At 68.0% G+C, this 16,124-nt stretch carries 16 protein-coding genes; 8 read left to right on the top strand and 8 right to left on the bottom strand.

The window, feature by feature from the left end; translation table 11 throughout:
- Positions 1-600: 600 nt before the first annotated feature.
- Positions 601-1,113 (bottom strand): single-stranded DNA-binding protein, encoded by a 513-nt coding sequence (gene ssb / locus ACSQ9I_RS28610; RefSeq protein ID WP_436315383.1) that lies wholly within the window; start codon positions 1,111-1,113, stop codon positions 601-603.
- A gap of 160 nt (positions 1,114-1,273) precedes the next feature.
- Here ssb and uvrA point away from each other — a divergent pair, with 160 nt between their 5' ends.
- The 7 genes from uvrA (at position 1,274) to atpE (ending at position 7,245) form a co-directional block, all read left to right on the top strand.
- Positions 1,274-4,294, top strand: coding sequence for an excinuclease ABC subunit UvrA (gene uvrA / locus ACSQ9I_RS28615; RefSeq protein WP_436315384.1), 3,021 nt, complete (start codon positions 1,274-1,276; stop codon positions 4,292-4,294).
- Between the two features lie 16 nt (positions 4,295-4,310).
- Entirely contained in the window at positions 4,311-4,463 is a 153-nt protein-coding gene (locus ACSQ9I_RS28620; protein ID WP_170855702.1) for a hypothetical protein, read from the top strand.
- 357 nt (positions 4,464-4,820) lie between these two features.
- The gene (locus ACSQ9I_RS28625) at positions 4,821-5,540 is read left to right on the top strand and encodes a Crp/Fnr family transcriptional regulator (RefSeq protein WP_436315385.1); all 720 of its coding nucleotides are present in this window, start codon (positions 4,821-4,823) and stop codon (positions 5,538-5,540) included.
- A gap of 78 nt (positions 5,541-5,618) precedes the next feature.
- A complete protein-coding gene (locus ACSQ9I_RS28630; RefSeq protein WP_436305903.1) occupies positions 5,619-6,314 on the top strand; it encodes a Crp/Fnr family transcriptional regulator in 696 nt (231 codons plus the stop codon).
- A gap of 97 nt (positions 6,315-6,411) precedes the next feature.
- Positions 6,412-6,630, top strand: coding sequence for a hypothetical protein (locus ACSQ9I_RS28635; RefSeq protein WP_436315386.1), 219 nt, complete (start codon positions 6,412-6,414; stop codon positions 6,628-6,630).
- Positions 6,605-6,871, top strand: a complete 267-nt coding sequence (locus ACSQ9I_RS28640) for a DUF1488 family protein (protein ID WP_436315387.1) — start codon at positions 6,605-6,607, stop codon at positions 6,869-6,871. Before ACSQ9I_RS28635 ends, ACSQ9I_RS28640 begins: the two co-directional genes overlap by 26 nt.
- 131 nt (positions 6,872-7,002) lie before the next feature.
- Positions 7,003-7,245, top strand: coding sequence for a F0F1 ATP synthase subunit C (gene atpE, locus ACSQ9I_RS28645; RefSeq protein ID WP_093109922.1), 243 nt, complete (start codon positions 7,003-7,005; stop codon positions 7,243-7,245).
- A 9-nt stretch (positions 7,246-7,254) separates the two neighbouring features.
- On the opposite strand, the gene ACSQ9I_RS28650 is transcribed toward atpE, so the two are convergent.
- The gene (locus tag ACSQ9I_RS28650) at positions 7,255-8,577 is read right to left on the bottom strand and encodes a tetratricopeptide repeat protein (protein ID WP_436315388.1); all 1,323 of its coding nucleotides are present in this window, start codon (positions 8,575-8,577) and stop codon (positions 7,255-7,257) included.
- A 132-nt stretch (positions 8,578-8,709) separates the two neighbouring features.
- Between ACSQ9I_RS28650 and ACSQ9I_RS28655 the strand changes: the two genes are divergently transcribed.
- Positions 8,710-9,723 (top strand): GlxA family transcriptional regulator, encoded by a 1,014-nt coding sequence (locus ACSQ9I_RS28655; protein ID WP_436315389.1) that lies wholly within the window; start codon positions 8,710-8,712, stop codon positions 9,721-9,723.
- A 3-nt stretch (positions 9,724-9,726) separates the two neighbouring features.
- Here ACSQ9I_RS28655 and ACSQ9I_RS28660 read toward each other — a convergent pair whose 3' ends face one another.
- The 6 genes from ACSQ9I_RS28660 to ACSQ9I_RS28685 all read right to left on the bottom strand — a co-directional run bounded on the left by ACSQ9I_RS28660 (position 9,727) and on the right by ACSQ9I_RS28685 (position 16,099).
- Positions 9,727-10,644: an acyl-CoA thioesterase gene (locus tag ACSQ9I_RS28660; RefSeq protein WP_436315390.1), complete on the bottom strand. Its 918-nt coding sequence runs from the start codon at positions 10,642-10,644 to the stop codon at positions 9,727-9,729.
- 147 nt (positions 10,645-10,791) lie between these two features.
- Positions 10,792-12,141, bottom strand: coding sequence for an FAD-dependent oxidoreductase (locus ACSQ9I_RS28665; RefSeq protein WP_436315391.1), 1,350 nt, complete (start codon positions 12,139-12,141; stop codon positions 10,792-10,794).
- Positions 12,138-13,100 carry a Bug family tripartite tricarboxylate transporter substrate binding protein gene (locus tag ACSQ9I_RS28670; protein WP_436315392.1) on the bottom strand — a complete coding sequence of 321 codons (963 nt, stop codon included), beginning with the start codon at positions 13,098-13,100 and terminating at the stop codon, positions 12,138-12,140. Before ACSQ9I_RS28670 ends, ACSQ9I_RS28665 begins: the two co-directional genes overlap by 4 nt.
- A 58-nt stretch (positions 13,101-13,158) precedes the next feature.
- The gene (locus ACSQ9I_RS28675; protein ID WP_436315393.1) at positions 13,159-14,133 is read right to left on the bottom strand and encodes a Bug family tripartite tricarboxylate transporter substrate binding protein; all 975 of its coding nucleotides are present in this window, start codon (positions 14,131-14,133) and stop codon (positions 13,159-13,161) included.
- Positions 14,134-14,177: 44 nt separating this feature from the next.
- A complete protein-coding gene (locus ACSQ9I_RS28680) occupies positions 14,178-15,398 on the bottom strand; it encodes a 3-hydroxybenzoate 6-monooxygenase (RefSeq protein ID WP_436315395.1) in 1,221 nt (406 codons plus the stop codon).
- A complete protein-coding gene (locus tag ACSQ9I_RS28685; protein WP_436315396.1) occupies positions 15,395-16,099 on the bottom strand; it encodes a fumarylacetoacetate hydrolase family protein in 705 nt (234 codons plus the stop codon). Before ACSQ9I_RS28685 ends, ACSQ9I_RS28680 begins: the two co-directional genes overlap by 4 nt.
- Between the last annotated feature and the right edge of the window lie 25 nt (positions 16,100-16,124).

The raw sequence follows: 16,124 nt of genomic DNA on the forward strand, positions 1-16,124 counted from the left end.
AAATCTCAATTGCGTTGCGCTTCATCATGACGGACGGACTTTTCTCAAGACCCGAACTCCCTCACGCATGAATAGAGAAACCCGGACCGCAGGACTGCAAAAGGACAGCAATTCCAAAAGGAATAAATAGACAGGCGACGCAACGCTTTGCGCTCTTGTCAGCGGGTGCGGATGGTGCGGGGGGAGGGTTGGCGCGACAGAATTACCGCGACAATTCATCAGAATTGGCTCGGGCCGAGCAGTAGTTCTTGCGATTTACTTCACACTTCTTGTGTGATCCACCTGCTGGATACCCTGTGAGAGGGTGCGCGAGGCGTGACAGGTGAGAACAAGGTCGTTCTACGAATGCGCCGGCTGGACGGACTAACCGAGCGATGTGGTCTGTTTAGGCCGTCCGTCAAAAAAAATCAGATTTGCACGCGTGTTCTGGACACTGCTGACTTCGTCCCAAAGACTTGCTGATCACAATCAGTGCGCAGTCAATTGATATACCGCTGACTTTCGCCTCTCGTGCTTGGCGCCATGCGCGTATTGAGGTGCAACAAGAAAGGCGCAGCGCCGCCAAGCCCTGCGCCTTTATGAGATCTCTGAAAGATTTCGTCAGAACGGAATATCGTCGTCCATATCGTCGAAGCCCGACGAGGATTTGGCCGGCGCCTGCCGTGGTGCCGGTGCCGCAGCGCGAGGTGCCGCCGCGGGAGGACGCGAATAGCCGCCGCCTTGCGCCCCCTGCGAGTAGCCGCCGTCGTCGTCGCCGCCCGAAGGCCCGCCCTGGCCCTGGCGGCTGCCGAGCATCTGCATCTGGTCGACGCGGATGTCGGTGGCGTATTTTTCGACGCCGTCCTTGTCGTTGTACTTGCGGGTGCGGATCTGGCCCTCGACGTAGATCTGCGAGCCCTTGCGCAGATACTGGGCGGCGATCTCGGCCAGGCGGCCGTTGAACACGAGACGGTGCCACTCGGTGGCTTCGCGCATCTCGCCGCTTTGCTTGTCTTTCCACTTGTCGGTGGTGGCGAGGGTCACGTTGCAGACCTGGTCCCCGCTGGGAAAGGTGCGCGTTTCCGGATCGCGCCCGAGATTGCCGACGAGGATGACTTTGTTGACCGATGCCATATGCACTGCCCCTGATGAATGGATGGAAGAGGAGGAAAGCGGAGATTGTGCCGCAGCCGGTCGCGCCGGCCGAGGAGCCGAAAAAGTCCGCCGAATCCCGCCGCGTGCCCTGAAATCGCCGGGGACTTATCATGCTCGGTTGCCCAAGACCGACCGCCCCGTGAATTCCCCCAACGACGATGCCTACCTCGGCGCCGTGCTCGCGCAGCAGCGCATCAGCATCCGCGGCGCACGCACGCACAACCTCAAGAACGTCGACCTCGACATCCCGCGCAACAAGCTGGTGGTGATCACCGGCCTGTCGGGCTCGGGCAAGTCGAGTCTGGCCTTCGACACGCTCTATGCCGAGGGCCAGCGCCGCTACGTCGAGAGCCTGTCGGCCTATGCGCGGCAGTTCCTGCAGCTGATGGACAAGCCCGACGTCGACGTGATCGAGGGCCTGTCGCCCGCGATCAGCATCGAGCAGAAGGCGACCAGCCACAACCCGCGTTCCACCGTGGGCACGGTGACCGAGATCCACGACTACCTGCGGCTGCTCTATGCGCGCGCCGGCACGCCCTACTGCCCCGACCACGACCTGCCGCTGCAGGCCCAGACCGTGAGCCAGATGGTGGATGCCGTGCTCGCGATTCCGGATGAACCGCGACTCATGATCCTGGCGCCCGTCGCGCGCGAGAAGAAAGGCGAGTTCCTCGAGCTCTTCGCCGAGATGCAGGCGCAGGGCTACGTGCGTTTCCGCGTCAACGGCGAGACCTTCGAATACAACGACCTGCCCAAGCTCAAGAAGACCGAGAAGCACGACATCGACGTCGTCATCGACCGGCTGCGCGCGCGGCCCGACATGCAGCAGCGCCTGGCCGAGAGCTTCGAGAACGCGCTGCGCCTGGCCGAGGGCCGCGCGATCGCACTGGAGATGCACGAGGACGGCAGCACCAAAGAGCACCTCTTCAATGCCAAGTTCGCCTGCCCGATCTGCCACTACTCGCTGGCCGAACTCGAGCCGCGCCTGTTCTCCTTCAACTCGCCCGTGGGCGCCTGCCCGAGCTGCGACGGCCTCGGTCACAGCGAAGTCTTCGACCCGGCGCGCGTGGTCGCCTTTCCGTCGCTGAGCCTGGCGAGCGGCGCCATCAAGGGCTGGGACCGGCGCAACGGCTACTACTTCAGCATGCTGGAGAGCGTGGCCAAGCACTACAAGGTCAACGTCGACACGCCCTTCGAAGAGCTGCCCGCCTCGGTGCAGCAGGCGGTGCTGCACGGCTCGGCCGAGGAAGAGATCAAGTTCAGCTACACGATGGAAAGCGGCCAGCAGGCCGGAAGGAAGCTGACCCGCAAGCACCCCTTCGAAGGCGTGATCCCGAACATGGCGCGTCGCTACCGCGAGACCGATTCGGCGATGGTGCGCGAAGACCTCGCGCGCTTTCGCAACATGCAGCCCTGCCCCGATTGCAGCGGCACGCGGCTTCGGCGCGAGGCGCGCAGCGTGTTCCTGCTCGACGAGTCGGGCCCCGAGCCTCGGCGCATGGCGATCTTCGAGATCAGCCGCGCGACGCTGCGCGAAAGCCTCGCCTACTTCCAGGGCCTGCATCTGCGCGGCGCCAAGGCCGAGATCGCCGACAAGGTGGTGCGCGAGATCGGGCTGCGCCTCAAGTTCCTCAACGACGTGGGCCTCAACTACCTGAGCCTGGACCGCAGCGCCGAGACGCTCTCGGGCGGCGAGGCGCAGCGCATCCGCCTGGCCTCGCAGATCGGCTCCGGCCTCACCGGCGTGATGTATGTGCTCGACGAGCCCAGCATCGGCCTGCACCAGCGCGACAACGACCGGCTGATCGGCACGCTCAGGCATCTGCGCGACATCGGCAACAGCGTGATCGTGGTCGAGCACGACGAGGACATGATCCACGCCGCCGACCACGTGATCGACATGGGCCCGGGCGCCGGCGTGCACGGCGGCCGCGTGATGGCGCAGGGCAGCTATGCCCAGGTCGCGGCCCATCCGGATTCGCTGACCGGCCAGTACCTGTCGGGCGCGAAGAAGATCGCGGTGCCCAAGCGCCGCACGCCCTGGCTGCCGGCGGTCGCCAAGCCGGCCTTCAACGAGGGCAAGAAGGCCTCGCGCTTTCCGCAGAGCCCGGCGGCCGAACGGCGTGCGGCGCGCGAGGCGGCGCACCTCGCATCGCAGACCGATCTGCAGGAAATCCGCGTGATCGGCGCCACCGGCAACAACCTCCAGAACGTGGGCGTGGCCTTTCCGGTCGGCCTCTTGACCTGCGTGACCGGCGTCTCCGGCTCGGGCAAGTCGACGCTGGTCAACGACACGCTCTACAGCGCCGTGGCGCGCACCCTCTACCGCGCCCACGAAGAGCCTGCCGCGCACGAGGCGGTCGAGGGCATCGAGTACTTCGACAAGGTCATCAACGTCGACCAGTCGCCGATCGGCCGTACGCCGCGCAGCAATCCCGCCACCTACACCGGCCTCTTCACGCCGATCCGCGAGCTGATGGCCGAGACCAACACCGCACGCGAGCGCGGCTACGGGCCCGGGCGCTTCAGCTTCAACGTCGCGGGCGGCCGCTGCGAGGCCTGCCAGGGCGACGGCGTGGTCAAGGTCGAGATGCACTTCCTGCCTGACGTCTACGTGCCCTGCGAGGTCTGCCACGGCCAGCGCTACAACCGCGAGACGCTGGAGGTGCAGTACAAGGGCCGCAACATCGCGCAGATTCTCGACATGACGGTTGAGGCCGCGCACGAGTTCCTGAAAGCCGTGCCGACCATCGAACGCAAGCTGCGCACGCTGCTCGACGTCGGCTTGAGCTACATCAAGCTGGGCCAGGCCGCGACCACGCTGTCGGGCGGCGAGGCGCAGCGCGTGAAGCTCGCGCTCGAACTCAGCAAGCGCGACACCGGCCGCACGCTCTACATCCTCGACGAGCCGACCACCGGGCTGCACTTCGCCGACATCGAGCTGCTGCTCAAGGTGCTGCACCAGCTGCGCGACGCCGGCAACACCATCGTCGTGATCGAGCACAACCTCGACGTCATCAAGACCGCTGACTGGCTGATCGACATGGGTCCCGAAGGCGGCGCGGGCGGCGGCACGGTGGTGGGCGTGGGCACGCCTGAAGAAATCGCGGCGAACGAGGCGAGCCATACCGGTCGATATCTGAAGCGGCTGCTGCCCTGACAGGCTACAGTCGGCGATGACCCAAATCACTCCTCCTGACTCAGGCCCTGAGGAGCCGGACGACCTGCAGACGGAGGCATCGGCATTTGCAGCCGCCTGGATCGTCTTCGGCGTGCTCATGCTGCTGGTGCTTCTGTTTCTGGCAGGCGTCGCTCACTTCTTTCCCTGACGATCGCGCGCCGGCGGACGGCCCATCCGTCCGCTATCGCACTGAAAGAACGGCAGGTTCGGAATACGCTGGCATGCCCTCGATGCATGGAGCCATCTCATCGCCCTTTTCCTGTTTGCCGCCGAATGCCTCGTTCGTGACTACCTGAACGGCCGCACGATGCCGACGCTCGTGCACCGCAGGTGGTGAGCATTGTCGAAGCACGGCTCGTCGGCGGCGCGCTGCCGGTGCTCGATCCGGACCTCTGCAGAGACGTCGACAGCGAGGCCAGCGCCCCTGCGCGCTTCATCAAAGCCTCCTGAGAATCCGCGCTTCAGGCGCCCTCGCAGCTTTGTGCGATATCGAACATACTGCGCAATGGCCACGCCCCCCGACCCCCGCAAGAACCACCTGCTCGCCATGCTGCCGGACGCCGAGTGGCAGCGCTGGCTGCCGCAACTGGAGTGGGTGGACATGCCGCTCGGGGAGGTGCTCTACGAGTCGGGCAGCACGCTCAGCCACGTGTACTTTCCGACCACCGCCATCGTTTCGCTGCTCTATGTGATGGAGAACGGCGCCTCGGCCGAGATCGCCGTCGTCGGCAACGAGGGCATCGTCGGCATCTCCCTCTTCATGGGGGGCGAATCCACGCCCAGCCGCGCCGTGGTGCAGAGCGCAGGCCAGGGTTGGCGACTGAAGGCGCAGATGATGAAGGACGAATTCAACCGTGCCGGTTCGGTGCTGCACCTGCTGCTGCGCTACACCCAGGCGCTGATCACGCAGATGGCGCAGACGGCGGTGTGCAACCGGCACCATTCGCTGGACCAGCAGCTGTGCCGCTGGCTGCTGCTGAGCCTGGACCGCCTGCAAGGCAACGAGCTCGTGATGACGCAGGAGCTGATCGCCAACATGCTCGGCGTGCGCCGCGAAGGCGTGACCGAGGGCGCCCTCAAGCTGCAGAAGGCGGGGTTGATCCGGTATGCGCGCGGCCGCATCACGGTGCTGGACCGCGAGGGACTGGAGAAGCGCACTTGCGAATGCTACGCCGTGGTCAAGAAGGAGTACGACCGTCTGCTTCCGGAGCGGTTGGCGACCTGATCCCGCGGCTGCTCTGTGCGCTGGCAGACAGTCGCGCCGCGGCGCGGCGCGCAGACTGGAAGCCCTTTCATCACCGGAGTGCCTTTGCCTGCCGCCGAAAACCACCTCATCGAGCTGCTTTCCCGCAGCGACCGCCAGAGTCTGCTCGCCATCTGCGAGCCGGTCCAGCTGGTGCTGGCCGAGGTGATGTGCGAGCCCGGCGAGCCGACCCGGCATGTCTACTTCCCTGTCGATGGCTTCATTTCGCTGATCGCACGGATCGACGGCCATCCAGGCCTGGAAGTCGGCATGGTGGGCCGCGAAGGCATGCTGGGGACGCAACTGGCCCTCGGCGTGGCGACGACGCCCCTGCATGCGGTGGTTCAGGGCCCGGGTGCTGCATGGCGCATCGCCGCCCCCGACTTCCAGCGCGAACTGGCGCGCAACGCGGGCCTGCAGCGCGGCCTCCACCGCTACATCCACGTCCTGATGTCCCAGCTGGCCGATTCGGCCGCGTGCCTTCGCTTTCACCTGATCGGCCCGCGCCTGGCGCGCTGGCTGTTGATGAGCCAGGACCGCGCCCATTCGGACAGCTTCCGCGTGACGCAGGAGTTCCTGGCCTACATGCTGGGCGTGCGCCGCGTCGGCATCACGGAGGCTGCCGGCGCCTTGCAGCGTGACGGATTGATCCAATACAGCCGTGGCGATCTGAAGGTGCTGGACCGCCCCGGGCTCGAAGCGATGGCATGCGCCTGCTACGCCGCAGACAAGAGAGCCTACGCCGAGTTGCTCTGAATGTGCGGTCGCGAACAGACAGGGCGCACCCGATCGCCTACAAGGGGTCATGGACTATGACTTCGCTTCCAAACGCCTTCCGTACCAAGGATGGGAGGTGCGCAGCCGCCTCACCCATGTTTCCCTGGAGGGCACCGTGGCGGCCGGTGCGGAACTCTTCGTCGACGACGTTTGCATCTGCCACCTCGTGTCGTGCAAGCAGTTCGCTCATGGGGGCGACGCCATCAGCGCGATCGAGCGCAAGGCCACCCTCTGGATCGATGACCGCGGAACGCATTCCAGGAGCAGCGATGTCGCAGCCGCCCTTCTTTCATGAGGCTTCCGGCACCGTCCGTTTCTGGGTCGAGGTCGAGGGGCAGCTCGTCGGCGCCAGCGTCGGCAAGGAAACCTTGCACTACCGCTATCGGTCGACCGCCACCGACGACGAAGCACTGGACACCTATGCGCTGCACGCGCAGGAAATCGATGACGCCGTGCGGCGCCGTGTTGCACAAGGTTCCACCGAACCCGTGATGCTGCGCGAGTTCGATCTGCGCCATGACGCTCCGCGCCCCTGAGGCCCGGCCAGCGGCCATGACCGGCAAGGTCATCGACGCCGCGCACCCGCTCTGAGACATTGGATGCAAGCCGGAACCGGGGTGGTTCCGGCAGCCACCAGGCCGAACTTCAAAGGCCGCGAAAGAGCACCATGACCTCAGGTTTCGACATCCTCCCCCTCGCCGTCGCGTTTCTCATCGGCATCGCCGCCGTGGGTTCCTGCATCGGCATCGGCATCGTCGGGTCGAAACTGCTGGAAGGCACGGCGCGGCAACCCGAGCTCAAGGACACGCTGCAGACCCTGTTCTTCCTGATCGCGGGTGTGACCGACGGTGCCTTCATCATCGCGACCGGCATCGGCCTCTGGTTCGCGACTGCCAACCCCTTCCGTTGAGGTGCGAGCTCAAGCGGCCTTGAGTTCGATCTCGCGGTACGGCCGCTCCGGAACCGCCGCTGCCGTGCGCGCCGCCGCCTCACTCTGCAGCGCCTCCCACAGCGCGGCATCGCCGGCCCGGCGCGCGGCCTCCATCGCCGTCAGGTAGATCAGGCTGCGCTGCGCCTGGCTGCCGCCGAAGCCGTGGGCGACGGGCAGCAAGGGAAGCAGCAGCTGCGCGCAGTGGCCGTAGCGGCCTTCGCCGAAAGCCATGGCCGCCTCGCAGACGGTGCCCGCCTCGCGCCACCACGGCGCGGGCGCCGTGGCCGGCACGGCGGCGATCGCGCGCTGCCCGGCCTCGATCTGTATGGGCTCGCCGGCGCCGACCAGGGCCAGCATCGCATGCACGTCGTTGAAGACCGACCAGCCCCAGGCGGCCTGGTCGCGCCAGCGCGGCGCCAAGGCCTCCCAGCGCCTGGCCACATCGACGCCGCGCAGCCCGAGCCGCCACAAAAGCGCGCTCGCATCGACCAGGTCCAGCGCCATCGAGGCCGGCCCGGGCGCGATCGCGCGGTCGTAGAGTGCCAGCGCCGAGGCGTGGTCGTCGTTGCGCAGATGCTGCAGCGCCAGATGCCAGTGGTTGTGCACCGCGAGCGCGTTGTCCTGCTGCCAGAGCGAGGTGTCGGTGGTGAGCCAGCGGATGCCCTCGGCCACCCGGCCCTGCATCTCGTAGACGTGGGCCACTGCATGCACGGCCCAGGCGTCCTGCGGATTGCGCGCCAGCGCCTCCATGCCCAGCGCCTCGGCGCGCGCGTATTCGTTGCATTCCTCGAGGCCGAAGGCATGCATGCCCAGCACGTAGCTGTAACCGACGTCGTCCTCGCTCCATTGGTCCAGCGCGCGACCGATGCGGTCGCGCAGCATGGTCGACTGGCCGAGCACCAGGTCTGCCATGTGCGTGAGCTGCAGCGCGAAGAGGTCGCGCGGATGGTCGATCAGATGGCGGTCGAGCAGGCGGTTGGCGCGGCCCATGTCGCCGTCGGCCCAGACCTGCAGGGCCGCCTGGAAGGACTGCTCGCGCTCGTTCGGCCGTCGGCGGCTCGCGGCCGCGGCCGCGGCCGCCAGGCTCTCGCGCGCGGCGGGCAGCGCCTGGCCATCGATGGCGCTGAGCATGAAGCCGGCCATCAGGAGGTGGCCGGAAATGAAGTCCGGATCCTGTTCCAGCGCCGGCTGCAGCACCGAGACCGGATCGAGCCGCAGGCTGTTGAAGAGGTCGAGCGCCTGCTCGTAGGCGGCCACGGAAGCCGGCTGGTCGGTGGAAAGCGCCAGGCCGCGCGCGTCGTGTTGGGTCATGGTGGCTCCTTGTACGAAAGACGCAAGAAGCGTAAGTTCGCCCGGCCGAAACCCCCGCAGCGATTCCCGCAACAAGGCTGACGATTCCGCCAATCGATGAGTTCCGCAGTTGCTTCTTCCGGCGATCGGCCCGTGATCGCCATCCTCGTCACCGCCGAGAGCGCAGCCTCGGTGGTCTACGGCATATTCGACCTCCTGAAGTGTGCGGGCCGCGACTGGCCGATGGTCGTCGACGGCCGGCCGGGCGCCGAGCTGCTCGAACCCGTGCTGGTCGCCGCGAAACCGGGCATCGTGCGTGCCGCCAACGGCGTGCCCATCGAGGCGCACCGCAGCTTCGACGAGGTCATTGCGCCGGCGGTGGTCTGCGTGCCCGAACTCATGATCTCGCCCTACGGGCCGCTCGACGGACTGTTCGCCCGGGAGGTCGCGTGGATGCGGCGCTGCCATGCGGCCGGCTCGCTGGTCGCCGCCTCCTGCTCGGGCGCCATGCTGCTGGGCGAAGCGGGCCTGCTCGACGACGAGGACGCCACCACGCACTGGGCATTCTGCGAGGTGCTGCAGCGCCGCTATCCGCTCGCGCGCGTGCGACCGCATTGCGCGCTGATCACCTCCGGCGAGGGCCAGCGCCTGGTGATGACCGGCGGCGGCAGTTCATGGATGGACCTGGCGCTCTACCTGATCGCGCGCTATGTCGGCATCGAGGCCGCGATGCAGGTCGCCAAGCTCAACCTGATCGACTGGCACCACGTGGGCCAGCAGCCCTTCGCGCGCGTGGCGAGCACGCGGCAGGCGGAGGACGCGGTCATCGGCCGCTGCCAGACCTGGATTGGCGACCACTATGCGCAAGCCGCGCCGGTGGCCGCGATGGCCGCGCTGAGCGGGCTGGCGGAGCGCTCGTTCCAGCGCCGCTTCAAGCTCGCGACCGGCATGACGCCGATGGAATACGTGCAGACCCTGCGCATCGAGGAAGCCAAGCACCTGCTCGAGACCACGGAAGCGCCGGTCGAGGCGATCGCGGGAGAGGTGGGCTACGACGACGCGGCCTTCTTCAGTCGCATGTTCCGCCGCGCGGTGAGCCTGAGTCCGGCGCAGTACCGGCGGCGCTTCGGCGGCCTGCGCGCGGCGCTGGCCGGCACGCGGCACTGAGTGCTATATCGGCGCCGCGCCGCCGGCGCTCGACAAGGGACTTCCTTCGGGCAGCACGCGCAGCATGCCTTCCTGCGCGGTCGAGGCCACAAGCCGCCCGTCGCGCGTGAACAGGCTGCCGCGGCACAGGCCGCGGGCGCCGCCCGCGCTCGGCGAATCGAGCAGATAGAGCAGCCAGTCGTCCATGCGGAAATCGCGGTGGAACCACATCGCATGGTCGAGGCTGGCGGGGCGCACCCGGCCGCTCATGAAGCTCAGGCCGTGGGGCAGCATCGCGGCCCGCAGCAGCCCGTGGTCGGAGGCGTAGGCCAGCAGCGCGCGATGCACGATCGGGTCGTCGGGCAGCGGCGCGATGGCGCGCAGCCAGAGCGCACTGTGCGGTGGACGCGGCGCGGGCGTGAGCAGGTCGTCGGGATCGACGCGGCGGTACTCGATGCCGTGCGGCGCCAGCGCGTTGTTGCGCCAGCGTTCGGGCAGCCGCTCGCCGAGCGCGCGGCGCTGTTCCAGTTCGCTTTGCAAGCCTTCCGGCCCGGCCACCTCGGGCATCGCGAGCTGGTGCTCGATGCCCTCGTCCACCGTCTGGAAGGAGGCCGACATCTCGAAGATGATGCGCTCCCGCTGGCGCGCCACCACGTGCCGGGTGGTGAAGCTGCGGCCGTCGCGCACGCGGTCGACCGCGTACTCGATCGGTGCATGTTCGCCCGGCAGCAGGAAGTAGGCATGCATCGAGTGCACCGGCCGGTCGGCGGCGACCGTGCGGCTCGCCGCCACCAGCGCCTGGCCCAGCACCTGGCCGCCGAACACGGCCGGGGTGCCGATGTCCTCGCTCTGAGCCCTGAAGCGGTCATCGCCCAGGGGTTCGAGGTGCATCAGGTCGACGAGCTGGTTGACGAGACGGGCGGCGGTGGCGGGATCGGTCATCCGACGACGATAGCAAACACCCCGCCACTGCGCTGTCGCGCACGGCGCGCCCCATTCGGGAGACGCCGCGGCTCTGCCGGGCCGCTGGCGTCGCCCCCGGCAAGGGGGTTGGCGGCTACGCGACGCGAGCAAGCCTGGGGGGTGGGCTTAGCTTCGGTCGAGGTCGACGCCGTCGACGATCAGTTTGCGCTGCAAGGCCGGCACGTCGACGCCGGCAAAGCTTTCGGCACCCAACGTGGCCGCAGCCGTCCCCGCGGCCTGCCCCATCACGAAGCAGCCGCCGCTCGCCCGCGCGGCCGACTGGCCCTCGTGCGTCATCGAGGCGCAGCGCCCGGCCACCAGCAGGTTGTCGACGCCGCGCGGCACCAGCATGCGCCAGGGCAGCTGGTTGTAGGTGCGCGTTTCGTCGCGCGGAAAGGCCCATTCGATCTTGCCGGCGGCATGCATCTCCATCGGCCAGGCGTTGATGCCGATGCTGTCCTCGAAACGCGCCGACGAGAGGATGTCTTCGCCGGTCAGCGCATAGAGGCCCTCGATGCGCCGCGTCTCGCGGATGCCGACCTGCGGCGCGATCTCGACGATGGCCGATTGCTCGAAGCCCGGTACCTCGGCCTTCAAGAAGCGGAAGTACTCGCCGATCTGGCGCCGGCCCTCGACCTCGCCGTCGCTGAGTTCGCGCGCGTCCACGCCGTTCATCGCGTCGCCCTTGGCGTTGCGGATCTGCGTGACGTTGGCGCGCCATTCGCGCGGATCGATCTGCGGCCGCAGGATCGCGCCTTCGCGCGGGAAGCGGTAGGCCTCGGGGTCGCGCTCGCGCGCCTTCGCCATGAGATCGTTGATGGCCTTGAATTCGCCAACCGCGGCCAGTGCGCGCGGGGCATCGACGTGGCCGACGCGGAACATGGTGGACGGAAAAAGTCCGCTGCCATGGCCGTCGCCGACCGCGAAAGGCACGCCCGCGAAGACCGCGACATCGGCATCGCCGCTGCCGTCGATGAAGGCATTGGCGCGGATCGCCTGCCGGCCCGACTTGGTCTCGACCACCAGCGCGGCGATGCGCCGGCCTTCCATCACCACGGCCGCGGCCCAGGCATGAAACAGCAGTTCGACACCCGCATCGAGCAGCAGCTGATCGGCCGCGCACTTGTAGATCGAGGTGTCGTAGGAGCGCACGCGGATGCGGCCCTGCATGCCGTCCTGCGGCTTGTTGAGGCCGCCCATCGCATCCATGCGTGCGAGCAGCTCGTCGACCACGCCGTGCACCAGCTGCGTCATCTCCCCGTTGCGCTTGCCGTAGAGGCCCGCGAAGTTGGTCACGCCGCCGGCCGTGCCCATGCCGCCGAGGAAGCCATAGCGTTCGACCAGCAGCGTGCGCGCGCCATGGCGCGCGGCGCTCACGCTCGCCGCGATGCCGGCCGGGCCGCCACCGACCACGACCACGTCGTATTCGCCGAAGACCGGCAGGCTGCGCTCAGGCTCGACGATGGAAGCGCTCATTGCAGCTTGATGTTGTTGGCCGAGATGATCTTGCTCATGATCGCCGCCTCTTCCTTCACGCGCGTGCGCATGCCGTCCGGCGAGGTGCCGACCGCCTGCCAGCCCTGCTCGAACAGCTTCTGCCGCACTTCGGGCGCCTTCATGATGACGGCGAGTTCGCGCGTGATGCGCTCCTGCGCGGCCTTGGAAAGACTGGCCGGGCCGAGCAGCGCGGTCCACACCTCGAGGTTGAAGTCCTTCACGCCGGCATCGGCCAGCGGCGCCAGTTCGGGCACCAGCGTGCTGCGCCCGCTCGTGATGCCGATGGCCTTGACCTTGCCGGCCTTGACCTGGGGCATGGCCACGCCGGGCGGGATCAGAGCCATCTGGATCTGGTTGCCGATCAGGTCGGTCATGACCTGCGGATTGCCCTGGTAGGGCACGTGCACGGCCTTCAGGCCCGGCACGCGGCCCTTGAGCAACTCCATGCCCAGGTGGCCCACCGAGCCGACGCCCACCGAGCCGTAGCTCCACTTGTCGTCGCTCTTGCGCGCCGCATCGACGAAGGCTGCGCCGCTGGGCAGGCTGTTCTGCGCCACCAGCACCAGCGGCGCGGTGGTGAGCAGCGAGAGATAGGTGAAGTCCTTGGCCGGGTCGTAGGGCAGCCTGGAATAGAGCATCTTCGACGAGGTCAGGTTGCCGTTGATGACCACGCCGATGGTGTGATCGTCGGTCGCCTTGGCCACTTGGTCGGCCGCGATGTTGCCCGAGGCCCCCGGCTTGTTGTCGACCACCACGGGCTGGCCCAGCGCCTTGGCCAGCGGCTCGGCGATGGTGCGCGCCGCGATGTCCGGCGTCGAGCCGCCGGGGAAGCCGACGATCAGGCGGATCGGCTTGGTGGGCCAGGCGCCGTTCTGTGCCGCGGCGGCCAGCGGCAGCGCGCAGGCGGCGATCAAAAGAGCTCTCTTGGAAAACTGCATGGGAGTGAGGCGGGAATGGAAAGAGAAGCGAAGGATAAGGCCGGGTTGTGACCAGGCGTTACTCGAGGCTGATATTGCCCCGGCGAACCAGTTCCCCATAGACCTTGGACTTGGCCTCGGCCTGCCGCTGGATCTCCTCCGGCGACCAGGCCAGCGGCTCGAAGGCGAAGGTGTCGAAGCGCGCGCGGATCTCGGGGTCGGCGATGACCTTGGCGACGTCGGCATGGATCCTGGCCCTGATCGCCGGCGGCACGCCCTTGGGCGTGAGCAGCGAGACGAAGGAGCTCACGTGCAGGCTCGCCGGGCCGCCGGCCTCGGCCATGGTGGGCACATCGGGCATTTGCGGAATGCGCTGGGGCGCCGCAATCGCGATGTAGCGCAGCTTGCCGGCCTTGTAGACGCCCTGGCTGGAGGGGATGGTCGCGAAGCTCCACGGCACATCGCCCGAGCCCACGTTGGCGTAGAGCTGCGAGACCTCGCGGTAGGGCACATGCTGCATGTGCACGCCGGTCAGGGACTCGAGCTGCTGCGCGCCCAGATGGCCGGCGCTGCCGACGCCCCAGGAGCCGTAGCTCTGCGGGTTGGACTTGGCGGCAGCGACCAGGTCGCTCATGTTCTTCCACTTCGAGTCGCTGGCCACGGCGACGAAGAAGGGCGTGCGGAACAGCGAGGCCACCGGGTCGAAGTGCTGCAGCGTCACGAAGTTGCGCGACTTGTACAGATGCGGCAGCGCGGCGACATGCTCGCTGTCGAGCTGCAGCAGGGTGTAGCCATCGGGCGCCGCGCGCCGGGCCTGGTCGATCGCGATGAAGCCGCCGCCGCCGGGCCTGTTGTCCACCACCACGCGCTGGTTCCAGAGCCGCCCCAGCTTGTCGGAGACCAGCCGCAGCACCGCGTCCGGCCCGCTGCCGGCGGCGAAGGGTGTGATCAGGGTGACGGGCTTGTTCGGGTAGTCGGCGGCCGATTGCGCCGCGGCGCCGACGGTGAAGAAGGCAGCGGCCAGGCCGGCGATCAGCGGGAGGATGGGTTTCATGCAGTTTGTCTCCGTGGTGTGTCGTTGAAATAAGGTGGGCCGTCTCAGGCCGCGGTGCGCGGCGCGTCGGCCAAGCATTGCGCCGGATCCCACGCATAGAGCCATTCGACCGCGTCGTAGAAGCGCTCGGGCGTGCGGCCGGTCCACAGGCTGTTGCGCACCAGCCGCTCGACGCCCTTGGCGTGGTAGAGCCGGCCCATCTCGCGCACCGACAGCACGACGCGGGCCGTGCGTGCCACGCGGGCCGACGCATAGAGCTGGAAGGCGGCGGGCAGGTCGAACTCGCAGGCCTCGACCGCCGCGCCCAAGGTCACCGCGTCTTCGAGCGCCATGCAGGCGCCCTGCGCGAGGTACTGCATCATCGGATGGGCCGCATCGCCCAAGAGCGTGGCCGGGCCTTCGCTCCAGTTCGCGACCGGATCGCGGTCGGCGGTGCTCCAGCGGCGCCAGGAGGTGGGCCGGTCCAGCAGCTGGCGCGGGCGCGCATGCACGCCGTCGAAGTAGGACAGCACTTCCTTCTTGCTGCCCTCGGTCACGCCCCACTCTTCCCGCTCGCGGCTGTGGAAGGTCACGACCAGGTTGTATTGCTCGCCATGGCGCAGCGGGTAGTGCACCAGGTGGCAGTTGGGGCCGGCCCAGACCACCGGCGCGTTCCAGCGCAGGTCTTCGGGCATGTCGGCGGCCGGCACCACGGCGCGGTAGACCACGTGGCCCGAGACGCGCGGCGCATCGCCGATGAGCTTGGCACGAACCACCGATTTGACGCCGTCGCAGCCGACGATCGCATCGGCATGGAAGCGCCGGCCGTCGCGCGTGACCGCCGTCACGCCGCTGCCGCCGATGTCCAGATGCTCGACCTGCGCCGAGGTGTGGAAGCGGATCAGCGGATGCTCTTTGACAGCCTCGTGGATCGCGCCATGCAGGTCGGCGCGGTGGCTGACCGCATACGGATTGCGAAAGCGCGCGCGGAAGGCCTCGCCCACCGGCACCGAGGCCACCTCGCGGCAGTCGACGGCATCCATCATCACCAGCCGGTCGGTGAAGACCGAGCCGCGCCGCACCGCTTCGCCGACGCCCAGGGCATCGAGTGCGGCAAAGGCATTGGGGCCCAGCTGCAGGCCGGCGCCGATCTCGCCGATGGCCGCGCTCTGCTCCAGCAGGTCGATCGAAATGCCGAGCCGAGCCAGCGCCAGCGCCGCCGCCATGCCGCCAATGCCGCCGCCGACCAGCAGCACCGAAGGCTTGGAGTTCTGCGTCTTGCTCATTCCACTCGCACTGCGATCGGCTCGAGGCCGTCGATGCGCACCTGCATGGTCTGCCCGCGCTGCACCGCGCCCACGCCTTCGGGCGTGCCGGTGAAGATCAGGTCGCCGGGCTGCAGCGCGAACAGCGTCGACAGGTTCGCGATGACCTCGTTCACCGACCAGATCAGGTTGCGGATGTCGCTCTTCTGGCGCGTTTCGCCGTTCACTTCGAGCGAGATCGCGCCGGCCGCGATCTCGCCGGCTTCCTCGCGACGGCGCACCACGCCGACCGGCGCCGAGAAGTCGAAGGCCTTGCCGATCTCCCAGGGCCGGCCCTGCTCGCGCATCTTCATCTGCAGGTCGCGGCGCGTCATGTCGAGGCCGACCGCATAGCCGTAGATGTGCTTCGCCGCATCCTCGACCGCAATGTCGCGGCCGCCCTCGCCGATCAGCACCACGAGCTCGGCTTCATAGTGGTAGTTGGCGGTCTGGCCTGGGTACGGAATGCCCACCGTTTCACCCGCGGGCACCGGCACGATCGACGCATCGTCGTTCGGCTTGCAGAAGAAGAAGGGCGGCTCGCGGTCGGGGTCGAAGCCCATCTCGCGCGCATGCGCCGCGTAGTTGCGGCCGACGCAGTAGACGCGGCGCACCGGGAACAGATCGGACGAGCCGGCGACGGGAAGGCCGACGACGGCCGGGGGAGTGAGGACGAAAGACATGGGAACTCCTGCCGCGGTGCGGCGC

Source organism: Variovorax sp. LjRoot84, assembly GCF_964254305.1.
Lineage (GTDB): Bacteria > Pseudomonadota > Gammaproteobacteria > Burkholderiales > Burkholderiaceae_C > Variovorax.

What these genes read in the sequence shown, in the direction of transcription:
- ssb (WP_436315383.1), bottom strand. Translation starts at nt 1,113, where the DNA reads ATGGCATCGGTCAACAAAGTCATCCTCGTCGGCAATCTCGGGCGCGAT.
- ACSQ9I_RS28620 (WP_170855702.1), top strand. Translation starts at nt 4,311, where the DNA reads ATGACCCAAATCACTCCTCCTGACTCAGGCCCTGAGGAGCCGGACGAC.
- ACSQ9I_RS28625 (WP_436315385.1), top strand. Translation starts at nt 4,821, where the DNA reads ATGGCCACGCCCCCCGACCCCCGCAAGAACCACCTGCTCGCCATGCTG.
- ACSQ9I_RS28640 (WP_436315387.1), top strand. Translation starts at nt 6,605, where the DNA reads ATGTCGCAGCCGCCCTTCTTTCATGAGGCTTCCGGCACCGTCCGTTTC.
- atpE (WP_093109922.1), top strand. Translation starts at nt 7,003, where the DNA reads ATGACCTCAGGTTTCGACATCCTCCCCCTCGCCGTCGCGTTTCTCATC.
- ACSQ9I_RS28650 (WP_436315388.1), bottom strand. Translation starts at nt 8,577, where the DNA reads ATGACCCAACACGACGCGCGCGGCCTGGCGCTTTCCACCGACCAGCCG.
- ACSQ9I_RS28660 (WP_436315390.1), bottom strand. Translation starts at nt 10,644, where the DNA reads ATGACCGATCCCGCCACCGCCGCCCGTCTCGTCAACCAGCTCGTCGAC.
- ACSQ9I_RS28665 (WP_436315391.1), bottom strand. Translation starts at nt 12,141, where the DNA reads ATGAGCGCTTCCATCGTCGAGCCTGAGCGCAGCCTGCCGGTCTTCGGC.
- ACSQ9I_RS28670 (WP_436315392.1), bottom strand. Translation starts at nt 13,100, where the DNA reads ATGCAGTTTTCCAAGAGAGCTCTTTTGATCGCCGCCTGCGCGCTGCCG.
- ACSQ9I_RS28675 (WP_436315393.1), bottom strand. Translation starts at nt 14,133, where the DNA reads ATGAAACCCATCCTCCCGCTGATCGCCGGCCTGGCCGCTGCCTTCTTC.
- ACSQ9I_RS28680 (WP_436315395.1), bottom strand. Translation starts at nt 15,398, where the DNA reads ATGAGCAAGACGCAGAACTCCAAGCCTTCGGTGCTGCTGGTCGGCGGC.
- ACSQ9I_RS28685 (WP_436315396.1), bottom strand. Translation starts at nt 16,099, where the DNA reads ATGTCTTTCGTCCTCACTCCCCCGGCCGTCGTCGGCCTTCCCGTCGCC.